Source organism: Paenibacillus sp. A14, assembly GCF_036864815.1.
In the GTDB taxonomy this organism is placed as follows: Bacteria; Bacillota; Bacilli; order Paenibacillales; family Paenibacillaceae; genus Fontibacillus; species Fontibacillus sanfengchensis.
Map to the genome: position 1 here is coordinate 433,605 of NZ_JBAGJD010000002.1, position 17,835 is coordinate 451,439.

Annotated in this window: 13 protein-coding genes; 3 read left to right on the plus strand and 10 right to left on the minus strand. The window is 54.7% G+C overall.

Annotated features, from left to right (window positions below; all coding sequences use genetic code 11):
* Positions 1–132 precede the first annotated feature (132 nt).
* From V4U88_RS06365 to V4U88_RS06390, 6 genes are all read right to left on the minus strand, one after another.
* Positions 133–1,194: an LLM class flavin-dependent oxidoreductase gene (locus V4U88_RS06365; protein WP_334072421.1), complete on the minus strand. Its 1,062-nt coding sequence runs from the start codon at positions 1,192–1,194 to the stop codon at positions 133–135.
* 1,047 nt (positions 1,195–2,241) lie between these two features.
* On the minus strand, positions 2,242–2,871 hold the full coding sequence (locus V4U88_RS06370; protein WP_334072422.1) for a DUF2997 domain-containing protein: 630 nt from the start codon (positions 2,869–2,871) through the stop codon (positions 2,242–2,244).
* 16 nt (positions 2,872–2,887) lie between these two features.
* Positions 2,888–4,513, minus strand: coding sequence for an AAA family ATPase (locus V4U88_RS06375; protein WP_334072423.1), 1,626 nt, complete (start codon positions 4,511–4,513; stop codon positions 2,888–2,890).
* Positions 4,500–5,108 carry a 4Fe-4S single cluster domain-containing protein gene (locus V4U88_RS06380; RefSeq protein ID WP_334072424.1) on the minus strand — a complete coding sequence of 203 codons (609 nt, stop codon included), beginning with the start codon at positions 5,106–5,108 and terminating at the stop codon, positions 4,500–4,502. The genes V4U88_RS06375 and V4U88_RS06380 overlap by 14 nt, the downstream gene beginning before the upstream one ends.
* A gap of 35 nt (positions 5,109–5,143) precedes the next feature.
* Complete coding sequence (locus V4U88_RS06385) at positions 5,144–5,980, minus strand: hypothetical protein (RefSeq protein ID WP_334072425.1); 837 nt, start codon at positions 5,978–5,980, stop codon at positions 5,144–5,146.
* Between the two features lie 515 nt (positions 5,981–6,495).
* Positions 6,496–7,698: a hypothetical protein gene (locus tag V4U88_RS06390; protein WP_334072426.1), complete on the minus strand. Its 1,203-nt coding sequence runs from the start codon at positions 7,696–7,698 to the stop codon at positions 6,496–6,498.
* A 198-nt stretch (positions 7,699–7,896) separates the two neighbouring features.
* On the opposite strand from V4U88_RS06390, the gene V4U88_RS06395 reads away from it, so the two are divergent.
* Entirely contained in the window at positions 7,897–8,694 is a 798-nt protein-coding gene (locus V4U88_RS06395; protein ID WP_334072427.1) for a nucleotidyltransferase domain-containing protein, read from the plus strand.
* Between the two features lie 49 nt (positions 8,695–8,743).
* Here V4U88_RS06395 and V4U88_RS06400 read toward each other — a convergent pair whose 3' ends face one another.
* The 4 genes from V4U88_RS06400 to V4U88_RS06415 all read right to left on the minus strand — a co-directional run bounded on the left by V4U88_RS06400 (position 8,744) and on the right by V4U88_RS06415 (position 14,931).
* Positions 8,744–10,318 carry a sigma-70 family RNA polymerase sigma factor gene (locus V4U88_RS06400; RefSeq protein WP_334072428.1) on the minus strand — a complete coding sequence of 525 codons (1,575 nt, stop codon included), beginning with the start codon at positions 10,316–10,318 and terminating at the stop codon, positions 8,744–8,746.
* 1,008 nt (positions 10,319–11,326) lie between these two features.
* Positions 11,327–13,480, minus strand: a complete 2,154-nt coding sequence (locus tag V4U88_RS06405) for a carbohydrate-binding domain-containing protein (protein ID WP_334072429.1) — start codon at positions 13,478–13,480, stop codon at positions 11,327–11,329.
* 31 nt (positions 13,481–13,511) lie between these two features.
* Positions 13,512–14,195, minus strand: a complete 684-nt coding sequence (locus tag V4U88_RS06410; RefSeq protein WP_334072430.1) for a DUF4956 domain-containing protein — start codon at positions 14,193–14,195, stop codon at positions 13,512–13,514.
* Positions 14,188–14,931: a polyphosphate polymerase domain-containing protein gene (locus V4U88_RS06415; RefSeq protein ID WP_334072431.1), complete on the minus strand. Its 744-nt coding sequence runs from the start codon at positions 14,929–14,931 to the stop codon at positions 14,188–14,190. Before V4U88_RS06415 ends, V4U88_RS06410 begins: the two co-directional genes overlap by 8 nt.
* 197 nt (positions 14,932–15,128) lie before the next feature.
* Here V4U88_RS06415 and V4U88_RS06420 point away from each other — a divergent pair, with 197 nt between their 5' ends.
* Positions 15,129–15,806 carry a response regulator transcription factor gene (locus V4U88_RS06420; protein WP_334072432.1) on the plus strand — a complete coding sequence of 226 codons (678 nt, stop codon included), beginning with the start codon at positions 15,129–15,131 and terminating at the stop codon, positions 15,804–15,806.
* Complete coding sequence (locus V4U88_RS06425; protein WP_334072433.1) at positions 15,806–17,119, plus strand: sensor histidine kinase; 1,314 nt, start codon at positions 15,806–15,808, stop codon at positions 17,117–17,119. Before V4U88_RS06420 ends, V4U88_RS06425 begins: the two co-directional genes overlap by 1 nt.
* The last annotated feature ends 716 nt before the right edge of the window (positions 17,120–17,835 follow it).

The window sequence follows — 17,835 nt, forward strand, 5'->3', positions numbered from 1 at the left end:
GAGCATGTGAATCGCTTCGGTTTTAGGCCCTTTGCAGGGTGGGGCCGGTTCCTTCGGGGTAACCGGCTCCCGCCGCCTGCCAAGGGTTCTTTTTCTTATGGGCTTGCGGCGCAGGATCAGGCGGAGGCCAGGTTATTCCCGCGGCTCTCCCGCCGCTTCCCAACGGGCGATTTCCTCACGCACCCGCGGCGCCACCTCGGTCCCGAGCAGCTCGATGGACCGCATTACCTGCTCGTGCGGCATCGTCCCGAGCGGGCAGTGCAGCATAAACCGGGTGATCCCCACGTTTTTGCGCAGGTAAATGATCTTCTGCGCGACCGTGTCCGGATCGCCCACGTAGAGCGCGCCTTCCAGGCTGCGCGCGGCATCGAAGGAAGCCCGGCCGTAATGGCCCCAGCCGCGCTCCCGCCCGATGACGTTCATGCTGGCCTGGGTCGACGGGAAGAACATATCGGCCGCCTGCTCCGTCTCCTCGCCGACGAACCCGTGCGAGTGCGAGGCGACCGGCAGCTTCGCCGGATCGTGCCCGGCCTGAGCCGCCGCTTTCTTGTACAGCTGCACGAGCGGGGCGAACTGGGTCGGCCGGCCGCCGATGATCGCCAGCACCAACGGCAGCCCAAGCAGTCCGGCGCGGATGACGGACTCGGTGTTGCCTCCGCTGCCGATCCATACCGGCAGCGGCTCCTGCACCGGGCGCGGGTACACGCCGAGGTTACGGATCGCGGGGCGATGTTTACCCTCCCAGTTGACCTTCTCCGATTCGCGGATCTTCAGGAGCAGGTCCAGCTTCTCGTCGAATAGCTCGTCGTAATCCTGCAGATCATAGCCAAACAACGGGAAGGATTCGATAAAAGAGCCCCGCCCCGCCATAATTTCCGCCCGCCCGTTCGAAATGCCGTCCAGGGTCGAGAACTCCTGGAACACCCGCACCGGATCGGCGGATGACAGCACGGTCACCGCGCTGGTGAGACGGATCCGCTCGGTCTGCGCCGCGGCCGCCGCCAGGACGACGGCCGGCGAAGAGGCCGCATAGTCCTGGCGGTGATGCTCGCCGACGCCGAAGACGTCGAGCCCCACCCGGTCCGCCAGGACGATCTCTTCCACCACCTCGCGCAGACGCTGAGCGTGGCTGATCAACTCGCCGGTATGCACATCCGGCGTGGTCTCCACAAAAGTGCTGAGCCCGATTTCCATACATCATCCCCCTATTAACTTTCATAAATTCATTAACTAAATTTACTGTAGTTTCTATTGTGGCGGTTTCCGGTTGATTTTGCAAGCCAGGAATACTCTCCCGTGCAGGAAATAAGTTCCTGATGCGGCGCTATTTTGCCGGATTCGGCTGGGCGGTGTGAAATAACGGCTTTTTAGGTACTAGCGATGAACTAACCCTAACATGAAAGAAGAGGGTGGTTAAAATGGGAGTCCTATCTTACGCAAGGCGTAGTCTTCCTTTTTTTTCGGGAAATTTTCTTTTGCCTTCGAAGACTTACCTCCATTGATGTAATCGAGTATGAATTACTGTAAAAGGTCAGACTTTCCGGCTGGTACTAACGCCTGAGAGGAGTCTAACGGCTGTGGCAGTCGCTATTTAACGAAAAGTAGCCCTTTCGAAATTCTAACGGTCGTGAGCGCCGTTATTCCCCTGGATTCTCGTCTTAACAGCCTGTTTATGCGAAAATAAGCGCCGTGGCGACCGTTAGAATGGGAAATCGGTGTTTTCAGGACAAATAACGGCTGTGGCAACCGTTATGCGTTAATTTTCGTCTTTCTTGCAAGGCTGCTCATGCGACGGCGGTTAGGGAAATGGGGCACGCCGGATCAAAATGAGTAGCACCATGTCAGGTTTGATGCAACTTCAGTGCCTTTTAGGGTCCCATTTTTTTGGAAAAGTGGGCTAGTCCCTGAATTATGGGCCCGCCCTAGTGCAATAAGGCCCTTTTTGACCGCTATCATTCCCCCGCAGCCGAATCGGGCGGAAATAACGCCCCAAAAGGCCGTTAACGCGACAGGCGGCTAAGGAAATTGGGAGCGCCGGAACCAACTCGTCAGGTTTGATACAACGTGAGTGCTTTCGGACCGATATTATGTCAGTTCTGCGTTCACTTAACACGAGCAGGAGTCCCGACACCCCCTCCCAAAAAAAACGGCCCCGAGCCCAATAGCTCGGAACCGTTCCGTCACAACATAACCAGCCCCGTCCTTACCGTTGCCGCCTGTCTTTTCACGAAGGTAATCCTTTTACGTCAGTTTTAGAACCTGAAGCTCCCGGTCCTCGACTGTCGCTTGGTAAGCAGGTGTCCAAGTTCGCTTCAGGGAGGATACGTTCGTACCGGCCAACAGGCGCTCCAGCTCCGCCGTCGCTACCGTGCAGGATCGACCCGCCACGCCCTGTACTTGCTCCTCGATATAGCCATCGTTGTTTTGCGTAACGGTAACCGATTTGCCTCCCGTTCCGAAGCTCAGCACAAAGGAAACTCCTTCCGGGCTCTTGTTCTCACGGACTTCCGCATGCAGGCCGGCCTCCATGTAACGTCTGCAGACCTGGTTTACCGCACCGCGGAGATAGGCGGTTTGAACTTCGGACAAAAGCTGTTCCCCCGCGAGATCCAGCTCCTCCCCGGACAGATTGCCGGACTCAAAAACCCCCTGCAGGCCTTCCTCCGTTTCCACAATAATCAGATGAAGCTCGCCTCTCCTACCCGTTAGCAGCTTACCGAGAGATTCCCCGCCGATTCCCAGTTTCTTTTGCAATTCCGTACTGAAGGAATACCATACCTTGTTCTCGGGTTCTAATCCCGTATCGCGCATGGCCCGAAACAGCAGTCTTTTGTCGCGAAAAACCAGGGGAAATGTGGTACTGTGGCTCATCCCGAAATACGCCTCCTTAGAAATCTATATTTCTTCCGACCGTCAACTCATTCACATCCGCGCTATTCGGGGAATGCGTCTGTTCCGGTGCAAGGCTGGCTCTGACCGCATTGTCGGCCGCCCAAGTCCGCATATATCCGATATCCTTTTTGCGGACACGGCTTAACGGGACGGATTGGACGATCGCCCGCTCGATATCCGAGGAAGTCACATCTCCTTCCGGGTGCTTCTCGCTGTTTCTTACAAAAAAGGCTTCCAACAAAGCCTGATTCACGCAGGCCTCGATCTCCGAACCGGTCAAGCGCACTCCATCGCCCAGGTTTGCTTCACCCGACAATTTCACCAGGTTGGCGATATCAAAATGCTCCGGATTTCGGCCAATACGCTTTATGTGAATCCGGAAAATTTCGGCACGCTCCTGCTCGTTCGGCAGATCGACGAAGAAAATCTCGTCGAACCGCCCCTTGCGCAGCATTTCAGGAGGAAGGCTGGCGATATTGTTCGCGGTCGCAAACACAAAGACCGGACTCTTCTTCTCCTGCATCCAAGTCAAAATCGTCCCGAAGACGCGAGAAGTCGTGCCTCCATCGCTGTAATTGCTGCTGGCCAGGCCCGATAATGCCTTCTCGATCTCGTCGATCCACAGAATGGAGGGCGATACGGCTTCACACATCGATAGGGCCAGCCGAATGTTGGCTTCCGAAGATCCGACGTACATCCCGAACACGCGACCGAGATCCAAACGGAGGAGCGGCATTTTCCAGGAAGCGGCCACGCATTTGGCGCTCAAGCTCTTTCCGCATCCCGGAACCCCGACAAGCAGCACGCCTTTGGGCCAGCCTATCCCAAATTTCTCCGCTTCCGGGGTATAGGCCTGCTTACGGATCTCCAGCCACTTTTTCAAATTATCCAAGCCGCCGATGTCGGTCGTCTCCAGTTTTTCCGTGTCCACGTACTCCAAAACGCCGGATTTACGAATGTTCTGCTTCTTTTCTTCCAAAATAAAATCGATGTCGTCCATGGTAATTCTTTTGTGCTGCACGAGCGATTTAGCCAGACAGTTCTCGATTTCGGTCTTCGACAGACCGATCGATGCCCGCCCCAGAGCATCCAATGTGGGTTCCGAGCAATCGATCTGAAGATCATTGCGGTCTCTGTATTGCTGGGCGAACTGGGAAATAATCGTTTTGAGTTCGCTCAGATCAGGATAAGGCATGTCGATGATCGTGACTTCTTTTTGCAGCTCGATGGGAATTTCCATTAAGGGACCTACGATAATCGAATTGGAGGGCATTCTTTCGCGGATATCCTGGGCCAGTTCCTTAAATCGCCGAATATAGACGGGAGAACTGTTCAAATGAGACTGAAGATCCAGCCATACGAACAGGGAGGGCTCCTTGGCCAATTGTTCGGCTTTGGCGATGGCGGTCATGAGATCCACCGTATCGGGATGCACCGGCGTGTTTCCGTCCATAACCAACCCTCTCGTGCACGACCAGGTCAATAACCGTTTGTTCAGTTTACGCGCCAAATCGGCAAGCAGATCGATCGCCCGTTCTTCCTCCAGCGTATTAATGAGAATAACCCCGTACCGGGCACGGATAAGAACCTCAATCTCCTGGATAAATTCATCTTTCGTCATAATCAGGCTCCTGTTTCAAGAATTGGTTTAAATTTAGGAGCTGCGCCGGATCGGGATAGCCGGACAGCCGCAAACGGCTGCCGGACTGCAGCGATACTTCCACCCGCCGTTCCGGCGTCAGCATATGCGGCTCTATGCGGTCCGTAACCAGGATAAGCTGCTTGGAATTCCAAATTTCGCGACAGGGATCGCTTCCCCCTTGATAAGGACCGGCAAGCACCGCGTCTGCCAGCAGAATCGTGGAACGGGCCGCCTCCGAGGCAAAGACCCGTTTTGGAGTAAAACCGCTGAAGATTAATACAGTTCCGGCGTTCACACGCCGGAAAGATCTGATCAGTTCGGAAACCGCCTGCGGCTGTTCCAAGGGCTCCCCTCCGGACAACGTCAGTCCGTCTACAGGCAACCGTCCGAGTTCCTCGCCCAAAGCAACGGGGTCGGCGATACTTGCTGACGGGTCCCCCGCCAGGTGCGTCCCGGGATTGAAGCAGCCCGGACAGCCCAGGCTGCACCCTTGCACCCAAACTACCGCACGGGTTCCCGGGCCGTTGACGAAGCTGCAGCGGTTGATATCATGGACAAATAATTTGCTGTTCACAACCTGCACACATCCTAACCTGTTTACTGCATGAGTTAAAAATCAATAATGCGCTTGCTTGCATGTTCCTCTGTTGGATTCGGCTGTCCCGAGCCCGAAGATGCCCCCTGATCCAGGGAATCAGGACCCTCCACAACAGGAGCGGCTTCGTGCAGGTCCAGATGACGGATAACCGGCCGCGGCTCTCCCTCCGGAAATCTGGGGTGTTCCGGACGAGTCCGCGCTGTCTGCTCCAAGCCCGCCGAGCCCGCGGTTTCCGTGTACACCCGGTCCAAGCCCCGCAGCAGCGACTGAATGAACTGCTCCGGAGAGTCCTGCTGACTCTCCCCTTCCAGCAATAGATTGATCACCGTCTCGTCAGCCAATCTCAAGGTAACGATGACACCCTGCCCGTATTTCCCCTCGCCAATTATACTGAGGCCGACAATTTCCCGTAGCCGGAGCTCATACCGGGTCCCGACCTCCGGCGAAGCCATAACGATGACGATTAATCGGTCCGGCGTCAGGGCCAACACTTTGGCGCCCTCCGAAACCTTGGACCAATCCTCAAAATCCTTATACAACGACGTGATCAACTCTCCCTCTTGGATAATTCCAAGCTCCTCGAGCTCAAACAGGCTGGCATCGTCAATCTCGGTATGCAGTTGGATTCGGCGCTTCACCAGCACTTGAAGCGCAATGATGCCGCCGATGGCCGTTACAACCGTATAACCGTTGAAATAGTCCATCATCCAAGAACCGATGAGCAGCAGAAATAAAACCCACTGACCGACTGTGATATAGGTTCTTTTACTTTGCGCGGACATCCGGTAATACCAGAAGCCTTTTCCCGGTCTGTAAGGGGCAAGAGTGCCTTGAATTTGCTGATTCATTTTAATTAGGGCAAATACGCTGGCAACAAGTATAAGCACACATAAAATCCCCATGAACCATTCTCCATCGGAGACAGCAAAAAATAATCCCAGAAACCACAATGGCGACCCAAAAACAATGATTCTCCGCTTTGTTTTCATTTGTTTTACTACATCGTTGTCATCCATTTTCCATACTCCTTCAGCTATTTATATATGTTGAACTTAAGCTTTACCAATAGGCAAGAGTGTGAAATGATTCTGGAGAAGTGGAAACGTTCGCCTTTGTGACCGGATTTCTACCTTTTCTGGTTTGAATTAATAGGGAAATTTGGGAACAACAGCGATCGGAAGAACATTTCACACGGCTGCCTTACATGTAAATCAAGAGTTCAACTTATATAGACAAATTACGATCCATTTCGCCACCTAACCCCCATTTTCCTGCCTGATACGCGTTTGCCTGCCGCCTCATGTCCGGCCTGGACGTGTAAAGGCGATCCCGGGACAAACCGCTCGGGACCGCCTTCTGTTTCTCAAAACTTATACCGGGAAAAACCCTTTCCCGTCACAACATATCCAGCCCCGTTCCCCGCATACGTAAAATGGTCATCTTCCGGAACCCGGATCGTATACTTGGCTTGCAGGGTGACCGGGTCAAGCACATAGCGGCCGGAACCCGTTAAGTTCAACTCCACGGTGCCGTCCTGAAGCAAATCCAAAGTGATGAAATAAACGGTTTGGGCCGGAATGGCGGCCGATTTGACCAAACCCTTGGCGTTAAAAAGAGATAATTTCCCGTTCGCATACACGCCATACACATTCCCGAGCGAGGCAACTTCCGCGTTGCCGGCGATATCCCGCCCCCACAGCAGCTTTCCGGTTGGGCTGAAGCCAAACAGACGGTTGCCCGTTTTCGGCAAATTCGCGCGGACCAGAACGGTTCCGTCGGCAAGCACCTGGTCAAAGCCAACCTCGGCATAAGATTGCGCCGGAAGTTGGTGTACAAACACTCGCTTCAAAGCAGCATCCAGGGCCTCGATCCGCGAGCCTTTGCCTCCGCCGTAGTTCGTTTGAAGCAAAACCCGGCTGCCTTTGACTATAACGTTCCCTTTGTAGGCCAAGCTTTTAAGCCGTGTTCCGTTCTTGTCGATCAGCGTCAACGAACCCCCCGTGTAATTGCCGAGCGTGTCCATCTTTCCCCTGGAGGCAAAAACCAAATTTCCGTCGGCGAGCCTAAACAAATATCCGTCCTTGCTGGAAAAGTTCAGGGTCCACTTTCTTTTCCCGTCCGGTCCCACGGCATAAACCTGGGTCCCCGCCGGAGAAAGGTTGTCCGTAAACGTCACGTACACCGTCCCATCCGGGGATACCAGAAACGGCTGCGCTTCGCGAACCATCGAGGTTCCCGGGTCCGCAAAGTTGGCCGACCATTTCAATTTCCCGGTTCCGGTGTCAAAAGCTTTCAACGTATCCACAACCCAAACTTTCGTTTGCGTGAGATGCTCCTCTTTGGTATGCAGATATACCGTGTTCAGCTTCGGAACCTCGAATGGCTCCTCTTCCACGCCTCCCGACTCTCCCACGACGTCCGGTTGGCTCCATTGCGGCTCGGGCAGTTTGTTGATCACCCCGGCCGCGTCGGCTTTGGCCTCCGCCGGATGGACCGTTATCGTCGCCCCGATGCCTCCCGTCAGCAGTAATACGGCAAGACAGCCTTTAAGCAGTTTTGTTTTCACGATGATCCTCTTCCTTCCGTTGCTAGCCTCTAATCCATGTCTACTCTACTACCATACTCCCTGACTCGGGTCGCAACAAGAGGGTAACCCCCCATACTCAAGGCCGATTGGTATATTGACAAAATATCCCTACCCCTGCTATGTTGGCGTAATACCCTTCTGCAAAGAGGGGTCATAATTAAAGGAGTGTTTTGACTTATGTTCAAACCCTTTTTTGAAGAATTTCTCTCCCAAGCCCGGGAAAAAATCAGCACAGACTCCCGGTTTGTAGGCCTCCTTGCAGGCGGCTCCCTCATGACCGGAACGTTGGATGAATTCAGCGACTTGGATTTAATTGTGGTCTTTGATGCCGCATACCGGGAAGAAATCTTCGAGGAGCGGTTGCATTACGCGAAAAGTTTGGGACCCTTGCTATCCGCCTTCACGGGAGAACATGTCGGTGAGCCCCGGCTTTTGATTTGCCTGTATGATTTCAGAGGCCGGCTTCTCCATGTGGACCTGAAGTTCGTCTCCGTCCCCGAGCTGGCGGACCGGATTGAAGACCCGGTCATTCTTTGGGAAAGAAGTGACGAGGTCAAAAAAGTGTTGCTAGACACACCCTGTCGTTCAGAAACTATAAATATACAGTGGATGGAGGACCGGTTCTGGGTGTGGATTCACTATTGCGCCACCAAGTTGGGACGAGGCGAGCTATTCGAGGTGATCGACAACCTTGCTTTCATCCGAAGCTCCGTCCTTGGTCCGCTCATCCAGGTGAAGAACGGAAAACTCCCTCGCGGACTCCGGAGATTGGAGCAGTTGTACAGCGAGCAGGCGAACCGGTTAAGAGACACCCTCCCTGCTCATACTCCGAAAAGCTGCTATCAGGCTATAAAGGCATCCATTAGGATTTATTGCGAATTGCGTCAGGATTATCCCGAACTGGAGCTTCGTCTTGATGCGGAGGATAAGGCCGTCGCTTACCTGGACCGCGTCTTTGAATCTCTCGCCTTGTAGACACTTTATCGGTACACGCCAAAAAGCGTCCCTGACTGCCGTCGAACAGTCAGGGATTTGGACCTTGAATCCTTTGCCGGGAAGCATCCCAGCGCCACTCGGGCATCCGCCCTTGCAGATGTACGCCTCCATACCATTCGTCTATCCCCCGCCGGGCGGCGGCATCCTCTTTTCCATTCAGTACTTGATGGCCGAACTCGGTGATCTCCAAAATACCCTCGCGGAGCGCCTCCGCATCTTGTCCGGAACCGTAACCGGGAAAAGCCGGTACTCCGCGAATCTTCAGCAGCGGACAGGGCTCTAAGGACATGCTTCTGAGAATATGCCAATACTGCAAATCGCCCATCCCGAAAAAAGAGAGCCGATCCCCGACCAGCCTGAACAATTCGAGCGGCCGGTTCACCCCGTCACGAATGGACTGCAGCGTTGTTTCCTCCACGATCCCGAGACCGTTTTTGACGGAGGGGTACCTTTCCAAATGAAGCCGAAAAGCTTCTTTCGCGAACGGCAGGACGGAAGTATCCCGGTCCAGCAGTTCCTGCAAGCGCACAGGACCGGGAGAGGTATAGGCCTCCCAAAATTCCGCGCCCAGCTCCAATTGTTCGGTCCCGACCGGCGTCCAAGTTCCCGACATGGCCCCCAACTGCTCGGGAGTAAGCTGTCCCAAACCCCGAAATCCCTCGATCCCCGGATATTCTCCGATACAGAGCAAGCTAAGCTTGGTACGCCCCAAGTCTTGCCCGGAGAAACGAGACAACAGATAGCACAGCATCGTTTGATCGAAAAGATCGTGCTCAAACCACAGGACTACCTCTTCATAGTTTCGAACCTTCTCCAGGACTTTTTCCTGCGCTTCGCTGATCCGTATATACTCGGCGCCGGGAATGCCCAAAGTTTCTTCCAAATAACGCGCCCGCCGATCCCGGCTCCCCGCTTCTTCCGGCCTCGCAAAGACAGGGCCGTGCGTATAAATCTCCCGCCATACCAGAATGTCGCCTTGAACGCCTCCCTGCCGCAGCTTTTGTTCCACTACATGGCCATTTACGAGATGAAGCACGCTTCTTCCTCCTTCGTACAGCTGATGATATACGGAGACCGGATCGGCCACGGGGAGAGTGCCCCTTAGCTTTTTTCGGGCATCGTAGAGTCTTTTCTTGAGAGCGGACACCGAGGTCCCCGTAAAGGCGGAAATCTCCTGCAAAGAATATCCCTGAAAATAAAACAGCTGAACCGCCAGGCGCATCGGTGCCGTCAAGGCGGCGAGGGAATCGCGGACCGACTGCTGAAGCTCCCTTTGTATAACCGCTTCCGATACCCGATCGGTTCGGAGAACCGCCTCGTCCGCTTCCTCATAAGGCACCGCCCGGACCCGCTTGCGGCGGAGAATCCGGTAGCACTGCCGGAGAACAATCGTTTTGAACCAGCCCGGAAACGCTTCGGCGGCCGTCAACCTGTCCAGGTGGAGAAAAGCCTCCGTAAACGCCTCCTGCACCGCATCCTCCGCCAATTGGCGGTCCTTTAACTTCCCATAGGCCACCGCCTTTGCCATGGCGGTATAATGCCGGACAATCGGCTCAAAGGCCTCTTTGTTCCCCTGTTTGGCCTTTTCTATATCTTCTGGCATCAAGGCTGTCCGCTCCTTTTTCTCCGTACTCAATATAGAAGTGCCCATGGAGCCCTCCGAGGTTACCTAAGTTTGTTTGTCCGGACGTCCTCAAGGGGGCAGCCCCTTGTCCGCACGGGCGGCTTGCTCCAGGTAGGCTTGTCAAGGACCGGGCCGAATGAACCGAGCGCTTCAGTATGGCATGGCACGAAAGTAGTCTCCCTCAAGTTTACATCATCAGGAGCACCGCGGCCATTAGGCCATTTAGGGCCTGCGCCCGCCACATTAGCGCCCTTTTGGGGCGCTATTTCGGCCCGATTCGGCTCCGCGGGAAAAATAGCGGTGAAAGAAGGTCTTATTGGACGGGTGCAGGCCCCGAAATCAGGGTTTGGCCCGCTTTTCCTCACTAAAAGTCACTTGCGTTGCATTAACCCTGACAGATGATTACAACGGAGCTTGATGCCTTAATCGCTTTTAAAGAACTTCGCAAAAAAGTAGAGGCCTTTACAAACAAGTACAGGCCTTTACAAACAAGGTTCTGCAGTTGGGAAGTCTAACGGCCGTGAGAGCCGTTATGTTGCGATTGAATCACGTATTGGGATTCTAACGGTCGTGTGGACCGTTATTTACCTTCATTTTGACCAAAACAGCCATGCTTATATGAAATAGGGGCCGTGGCGGCCGTTAGAATTTGGATTCAGCGCAAACCGGGCAAATAACGGCTATGGCGACCGTTAGCATGGTTTAGAGGGGGAGACGACGATCTAAGTTCGACATGTTGCTTGCCGAAGCGGCGGATTGGCCCCAAGTGGGCAGCATCAAGGAAGGTTTGATGCAACCTCATTGCCTCAAAGTCGGCTATTCCCCCCCCGTCCAGCCGAATTCGCCAAAACAGCGCCGCATAAGGCACTTATTCACCTGCCCGGCTTTCAAAGGGAAGGTTACTAGGACGCTTTGCTTGCGGTGATAGAATCGTTCTTCAAAAAAGAGGCCGGTCCGCGGCAACGCCGCGAATCCAGCCTCTTTAATTCAACCTTCTGTCCCCGCTCCATCCGGTGCGGACATGCTTGCCCCATCGCCGGGGTTAACCCCGCCTTCAGGCGGAACCCCGCCCTCCGGAGGCGTTCCCCCGTTCGGGGCCGTGCCGCCGTCCGGTCTCATGCCGCGGCCTCCGCCGCCGGGCCCCCGGCCCGCGGTATTGCCGGTCGTCACGCCCGATTCGTTCAGCCAGGTGGTCACGCTGTCGGTGATCTCAAACGCCACGACCTTCGACCCGCCCGTCGTTGTACCGCCGGTGAAAAGACCGTCCGTTCCGGTACCGGCCGGCGTTCCGCCGGTATACAGCGTGTAGGCGCCCTTTTTCATCTCCGGCGTGCTGATGACGACGGTTTGATAATTTTTTGCGGGCGCAAGGGTCAGGATCGTCTTTCCTTCGCCATCCTCCAGGCGAACCGGCGTACCCGCCTGCTGTACCTGCGAAAAGCTCATGGCCACCGAATATTGGCTCGACCCGTCGGACGGCGCCTGGGCCATGCCGGAGCTTCCTGCGGCGGCCAGCGTTCCGCCGCTGATCTCAAAGGTGCCGTCGTAATCCAGCGTGCCGTTGCCGCCGGAAGTCGGCCCGTTCACTACGACCGTACCGCCGCTCATTGCGATCGAGCCGTTCGCATCGAGGCCGTCTCCATCGGCGTCGACAACCAAGCGGCCCCCGCGGATCGTCAGCAGGTTCGAGCCCGACCCGGTCTCGCTGAACTGGTCTTGCTCCGGACGCCCGTTCGCCGACGTACTGTCGTTTCCGCCCGCCACGTTGACGCCGTCATCGGAGGCCTTTACCCGAACTTCGCCCCCGGCCATCGTGATGTTTGCCCCTTCGACGCCTTCATAGCTCTTCTCGATCTCCACTGTCCCGCCGGAGATGAAAACCAGAGCGTCCGCGTGAACGCCGTCGTCTCCGGACGCAATCTTCAACTCGCCGCCGCCCAGGCCCACATTGCCGTTGCCGTGCACGGCATCATCGGCGGAATCGATCGCGAAGCTGCCGCCGTTCACGCTGATGTCCGCGCCGGCCTTCAGCCCCTTCGCGCTGGTTGACTCCGTCTCGGCCGTCGTCTCGGCAGCAGTATTCGCCGCGGCGGTGTCGGTACCGGCTTTCGCCGCAGTGTCCGCCCCGCTGCCGCTCCCGGCCGCGGTTCCACCCGCCGCATCGGCCGCCGTCTTGCTCCAAGGGCCGCCCGGCCCCTGCTCCGGCGTCTTGACTTCCCCGTTCGCGTTTCCTCCCCCGGTCACGACATCAAACGCGCCGCCGTCAACGACCAGGGATGTCTCGGCCTGGATACCATCGTTGCCGGCTTCCACCTTAAACGTGCCGCCGGCGATAGCGACGAAACCTTTGGCGGCATCCTCGTCATTCGTCGATTTGATCCCGTCGCCGCCCGCCTTGACGGTGATGCTGCCGTCCTGGACAGCGACCATATCGCGTCCCATGATGCCGTCGTCCGCAGCCTGCACTTCCAGGGTGCCTCCGGCAATTTTCAAATCATCCTTACTGGCGATGCCGTTATTGTAATTCCCCGTGACCGCAAGCTTGCCGGTTCCGTTAATCGTCAAATCGGCCTTGCTGAACAACGCGGCATTCGGCTCATCCGTAGAGGCGTCGGGAAAGACATATTTCTCTCCGTCGGTGATGACATTTTCCGAGCCGTCCGCCAAAGTAATGATCGCCTTGCCCGCTTGCTTCACATAGATCGGAGCGCTGTCGCTGTCGTGAATGTCCACCCCGTTCAGCACCAGCCGGACATCCCCTTTATCCTGCACATCCACCACAATCTGCCCCTCACTCAGCTTTCCGCTGAGCACATAGGTCCCCGCGGCCGTGATCGTCACGGCCCCGTCCTGGAACACCGCCCCCGAACCACCGCTGATCTCAGCGGCGGTCCCGTTCAGCCGGATCGCCGTCGAGCCTTCCGCGCTCCAGTCCGCCGCCGTGTCCTCCGCCTCAAAAGTGACTTTGTCGGCCACATGAACATTGGCGAATTCCGTTCCAACGGCCGCGCTTCCAGCCGTGGCCGTCCCGCTCGACGTCCCGTCCCCACTCTGACCTGCGGATGCCGATCCGCAAGCGGACATAAGCGCCAAGCTCAACAACAAGATCCCCAGTTTACTGCCCAACTCAAACCTCTTCATGTTTATCCATCCTTCCGTTTTCGTTTTTTAATCAGTAATCGGCCGCCGTCGGGCTCATCGTCAGTGAAATGTCCAAATTCCCGTTGCGGCAGCGAATTTCATCCAGAAACTGCTTCTGGTTCGTCAAGTGATCGATCGAGATGGCGTACACCAGTTCATACAAACTGCCAAGCTCGGTCGTTCTGATTTTCTTTAGCTCATACTCGACGGCATAGTTGTTGAAAACTTCTTCGAACGCTTCCTCGTACCCCAAATTCTCGGGAATTGTCACTTTCAGCACCTTCTGCAGTGTCTTCCTCGCTCCGAAATTGAACCGGTTCAGCACGAACATCAGCAGGCACAAAATCAGGGTGAACAGCACGGCGTACCCGAACGATCCCACGCCGCAGGCCAGCCCCGCCGCCATGGTAAACAGCACGTAGGAGATATCCTTCGGGTCGCCGGGGGCGCTTCTGAACCGGATGATGGAGAAGGCTCCCGCCAGGCTGAAGGCTCTGGCGACATTACTGCCGATGAGGAGAATAATGATGGCCACGATCGAGGGCAGCAGCACCATGGTAAGCGTAAAGTTCTGCGAGTACCCTTTCGGATTGGTCCTCATGTAGGTAACGCTGATAATGCCGCCCAGGACGATCGCAAACAGGATCGTTAATACCGCATTCGTGAAACTAAGTTCCGTGTTAATGAGAGATGTACTAAAAATTGAATCAAGCATAGATTCTTCGCTCCTTTTCCGATTTACCGTTTTTCAGCATTTTTTTGTACTCGTTGCCGTATTTGGAGAAGCTGGTCCGGTACATCCGATGCTCCGAGAGCATTTGGGCCAGCCAAAGCGGAACCGTCTTCTCCGCCTTCACTTCCATCAGCCATAATCCTTCGTCCACAAGCGGCTCCCCGTAGGAGCCCTGCTCCAGCTTAAGGTCATAACGCCGGCTCCGCATATTCGTGTCGAAGGTAATGCGCAAATCCCGGCTCTTTTTGCAGAATAGCGCCTTCCGGTCATAGGCCAGGTATACTTTCGGCTCCAGCTCATACCGCTGCAAGAAGTATGTAATTTCATGCAGAACCTGCCTGTTCATATAATCCCTGTACTCCGGCTCAATCCCGGTGCGGACGAACTCGTAGGCTTCATTCAGCCGGAGCGCCGTCCTCCTTTTGTTGACCAGCCCGAACACCTTTTTCTTGATCTCCAGATAGACTTTCGCGTCTTGTTCGGGAACCCCGTAGGCTCGCAGCCGCAGCTTTTCCTTATATTTGGGCTTCGCCAGGCTGGTGCGGATCAGCGAATCCTGCTTCGTATCAAAATACAGGTTGCTGATCGAGTAGAACCCGTGTTGCCGGTTGTACTCGTCCGGTTCCATATAATCCAGCAGCGCGGAATAAATCGTATGATAGGCTTCCGTATCCAGCAGATATTTGTTTTCATACCGGTTGAAGACTTCAATCGCCATTGCACCCAGTCCTCTCTATTTGTTCTTAGCCAAACGGCCGTCCGCCGTTCTGATGTCTGTATCTTAGCCCTCGAACCTTTAATGAATCTTAAACGATTTTACACAGCGCTAATAAAAGTTAGATTAAGGTTGATTAAAGGTAATCCTGTTATAATGGCTTCATTAAAAAGAACGCTGCGTGCAGGGGATGACAGACGATGAGAATATTGATAGCGGAAGATGAAGTTCATTTGGCGGAAGCCTTGACCCAAATTTTGAAGAAACACAATTATTCGGTCGATGCCGTCCATGACGGCCAGTCAGGGCTGGACTATGCGCTCAGCGGAATTTACGATTTGCTGCTGCTCGACATCATGATGCCCGAGATGGACGGAATCAGTGTTCTGAGAGCCCTGCGGGAAGAGGGTAACTCAACCCCGGTGATTTTGCTTACAGCCAAAGGGGAAATCTCCGATAAGGTAATGGGCCTCGATTACGGGGCTGACGATTATATCGCCAAGCCTTTTTCTACTGAGGAACTTATGGCAAGAATCAGAGCCGCGCTGAGACGAAAAGGGGAGGTGCTCCCGGAGGATGCCATGAAGTTCGGGGATATCGAGCTGAGCACAGCCACTTTGAAGCTGACATGCCAGGGGAAGGAGATCAAGCTGAACTTAAAGGAATTCGAACTGCTGGAACTCCTGATGGCGCGCAAGCAAGCCGTGACGTCCAAGGAGCAGATCATCGAAAAGCTGTGGGGCTTCGATTCCGAGGTGGAGCATAACAATGTCGAAGTGTATATTTCTTTTTTGCGAAAAAAACTGACTTTTCTGAATTCGGCGGTACGCATCGGCACCATTCGGGGCGTAGGCTATGTGCTCGAGGTGACGGCCTGATGTTTAAGAAGCTGCGGAACCGGTTTTTGCTCCTGAATTTGATCACGATTTCAGTGATGATGCTCGTCGCCTTCGCTTCGATTTATACGATTACGTACCGGGATGTCCGTAACGACATCCAGATGGAGCTGCACCGGGTCATGGATTTGTCTCAAAAAGAAAACGGAAAAAACGGCCGCTTCCGTCGGGACGATGCCTCCGGCATGATGCCGCCCGGAAACCGGGGGACGATGGATTCAGGACCTGCGGATACGCTTCTGCCGGATGGCGGGAACGCGCAGGCGGAGCGCTCGGTCTCCTTTGCGCTGCAGACCGACGCCTCCGGAACACTGATCTCCTGGGAGTCCAAATTCGATTTTGATCAGACGTTCTATGAATCCGCCCTTCGGAAAGCCGTATCCATGAACAAGGGGACCGGACAATTCAAGCTGGACGAGAGCACCTGGATTTTTACGGCAAGGCCCCTGATGGGAGGCGGACAGGAGTTGGTCTTCCTCGACATTACCGCCCGTCAAGGCATCCTGACCAATTTGATATACACGTTCGCTGTTGTCGGTTTGGTAATGCTGGTGGCCCTGTTCTTCGTCAGCCGCTATTTCGCCAACCGGTCGATTCGGCCGGTTCGGGAAGCCTTCGACAAGCAGAAGCAGTTTATCGCCGACGCCTCCCATGAGCTGAAAACGCCGCTGTCCATCATCAACACGAATGCCGATGTGCTGCTTGCGGCCGGGGAGGACACGATTCGCAGCCAGGCCAAATGGCTCCATTACATCAAGTCGGAAACGGAGCGGATGACCCGGCTGACCAATGACTTGCTGTATTTGACCGAGATGGAAGGTTCCCGGGATAATCCGTTGTTCACTAAATTCGAGTTGAGTGAAGCGGTGGAGACGATTATTTTGACGATGGAAGCTGTCATCTTCGAAAAGGAACTGACCCTCGATTATGACATCGAGCCGGCAATCACGGTATACGGGAACCGGGAGCAGTTCAAGCAGGTGGTCATGATCCTTTTGGACAACGCCATTAAATATACGAACCCGCAAGGCAAAATCGCCCTGACCTTAAAAAAGCAGCATAATGAAGCGGTTCTCGCGGTGCACAATACCGGAATCGGGATTGCCCCCGAGCATCTGGACCGGATTTTTGACCGGTTCTACCGGACCGATCCTTCCCGGGCGCGCAAACAAGGCGGCTACGGGCTGGGTCTGGCGATCGCCAAATCGATCGTAGAGCAGCACAGGGGGAAAATATACGCGAAAAGCGTTCCGGGCGAATCGGCCTCGTTCTTTGTTCGCCTTCATCTTTTATGACGCTCCAATTCCGTCAGCCTTTAATAAGGGCTGGCGGAATTTTTTCGTGCCCAGGAATGAAAAGCTGCCCCAAGAGTAAGGTTTTTGAAGCAGCGTATTCTCATTTTCTCCTATTACGACGTCTGATGAGGCACTAAACAGCGTTGTAAAGGGTTCTTTGCACACTCTTGACCTGTAACTCATGGTTTGGTTCGAATTAAAAGGAATTCTTCCCGTTAATTTGGTGCGTATGCGGCTGCAGAGGCGAATTAGCTGGAAAACTTCCCGCTAATTCGACTGAAATTGTGTATTTCGGCCATTGGGCTGCGAAATAGATGGAGCTTTTCCAGCTAAATCCGATCCAAGAGCCCAGAGCGGTACATTAATGGGAGATTTTCCTGTTAATGGATAGACTCTGACGGGGGCGCTTTATATCTACAATTGTGGGTGTTGGCAATCTATCTCCGAAACCATTTCATAACTTTGCCCAACGCCAATTCTTTAGTTCAACCTACATAGTACCCCATCAGCCCATCGTACCGCAGCTACTGCCCGGCTTTCGAAGGGAAGCGGGCCCGCCGAAAAGGGACAAGGTGTTGGCCTAAATATAGAAGAAGTCTGGATATTTTGTTCCAAACAGAAAGAAATACGGTTGTGCAGGAGTTCTATGCAAAACAAGGTTGTCTAATGGGGCACTAGGTCTTCAGGGGGGGAGTGCAGCAGGAAACTGTAAGCGG

Coding starts and splice junctions, on each gene's coding strand:
- V4U88_RS06365 (WP_334072421.1), bottom strand. CDS start 1,194: ATGGAAATCGGGCTCAGCACTTTTGTGGAGACCACGCCGGATGTGCAT.
- V4U88_RS06370 (WP_334072422.1), bottom strand. CDS start 2,871: ATGAGCCACAGTACCACATTTCCCCTGGTTTTTCGCGACAAAAGACTG.
- V4U88_RS06375 (WP_334072423.1), bottom strand. CDS start 4,513: ATGACGAAAGATGAATTTATCCAGGAGATTGAGGTTCTTATCCGTGCC.
- V4U88_RS06385 (WP_334072425.1), bottom strand. CDS start 5,980: ATGAATCAGCAAATTCAAGGCACTCTTGCCCCTTACAGACCGGGAAAA.
- V4U88_RS06395 (WP_334072427.1), top strand. CDS start 7,897: ATGTTCAAACCCTTTTTTGAAGAATTTCTCTCCCAAGCCCGGGAAAAA.
- V4U88_RS06400 (WP_334072428.1), bottom strand. CDS start 10,318: ATGCCAGAAGATATAGAAAAGGCCAAACAGGGGAACAAAGAGGCCTTT.
- V4U88_RS06405 (WP_334072429.1), bottom strand. CDS start 13,480: ATGAAGAGGTTTGAGTTGGGCAGTAAACTGGGGATCTTGTTGTTGAGC.
- V4U88_RS06410 (WP_334072430.1), bottom strand. CDS start 14,195: ATGCTTGATTCAATTTTTAGTACATCTCTCATTAACACGGAACTTAGT.
- V4U88_RS06415 (WP_334072431.1), bottom strand. CDS start 14,931: ATGGCGATTGAAGTCTTCAACCGGTATGAAAACAAATATCTGCTGGAT.
- V4U88_RS06420 (WP_334072432.1), top strand. CDS start 15,129: ATGAGAATATTGATAGCGGAAGATGAAGTTCATTTGGCGGAAGCCTTG.
- V4U88_RS06425 (WP_334072433.1), top strand. CDS start 15,806: ATGTTTAAGAAGCTGCGGAACCGGTTTTTGCTCCTGAATTTGATCACG.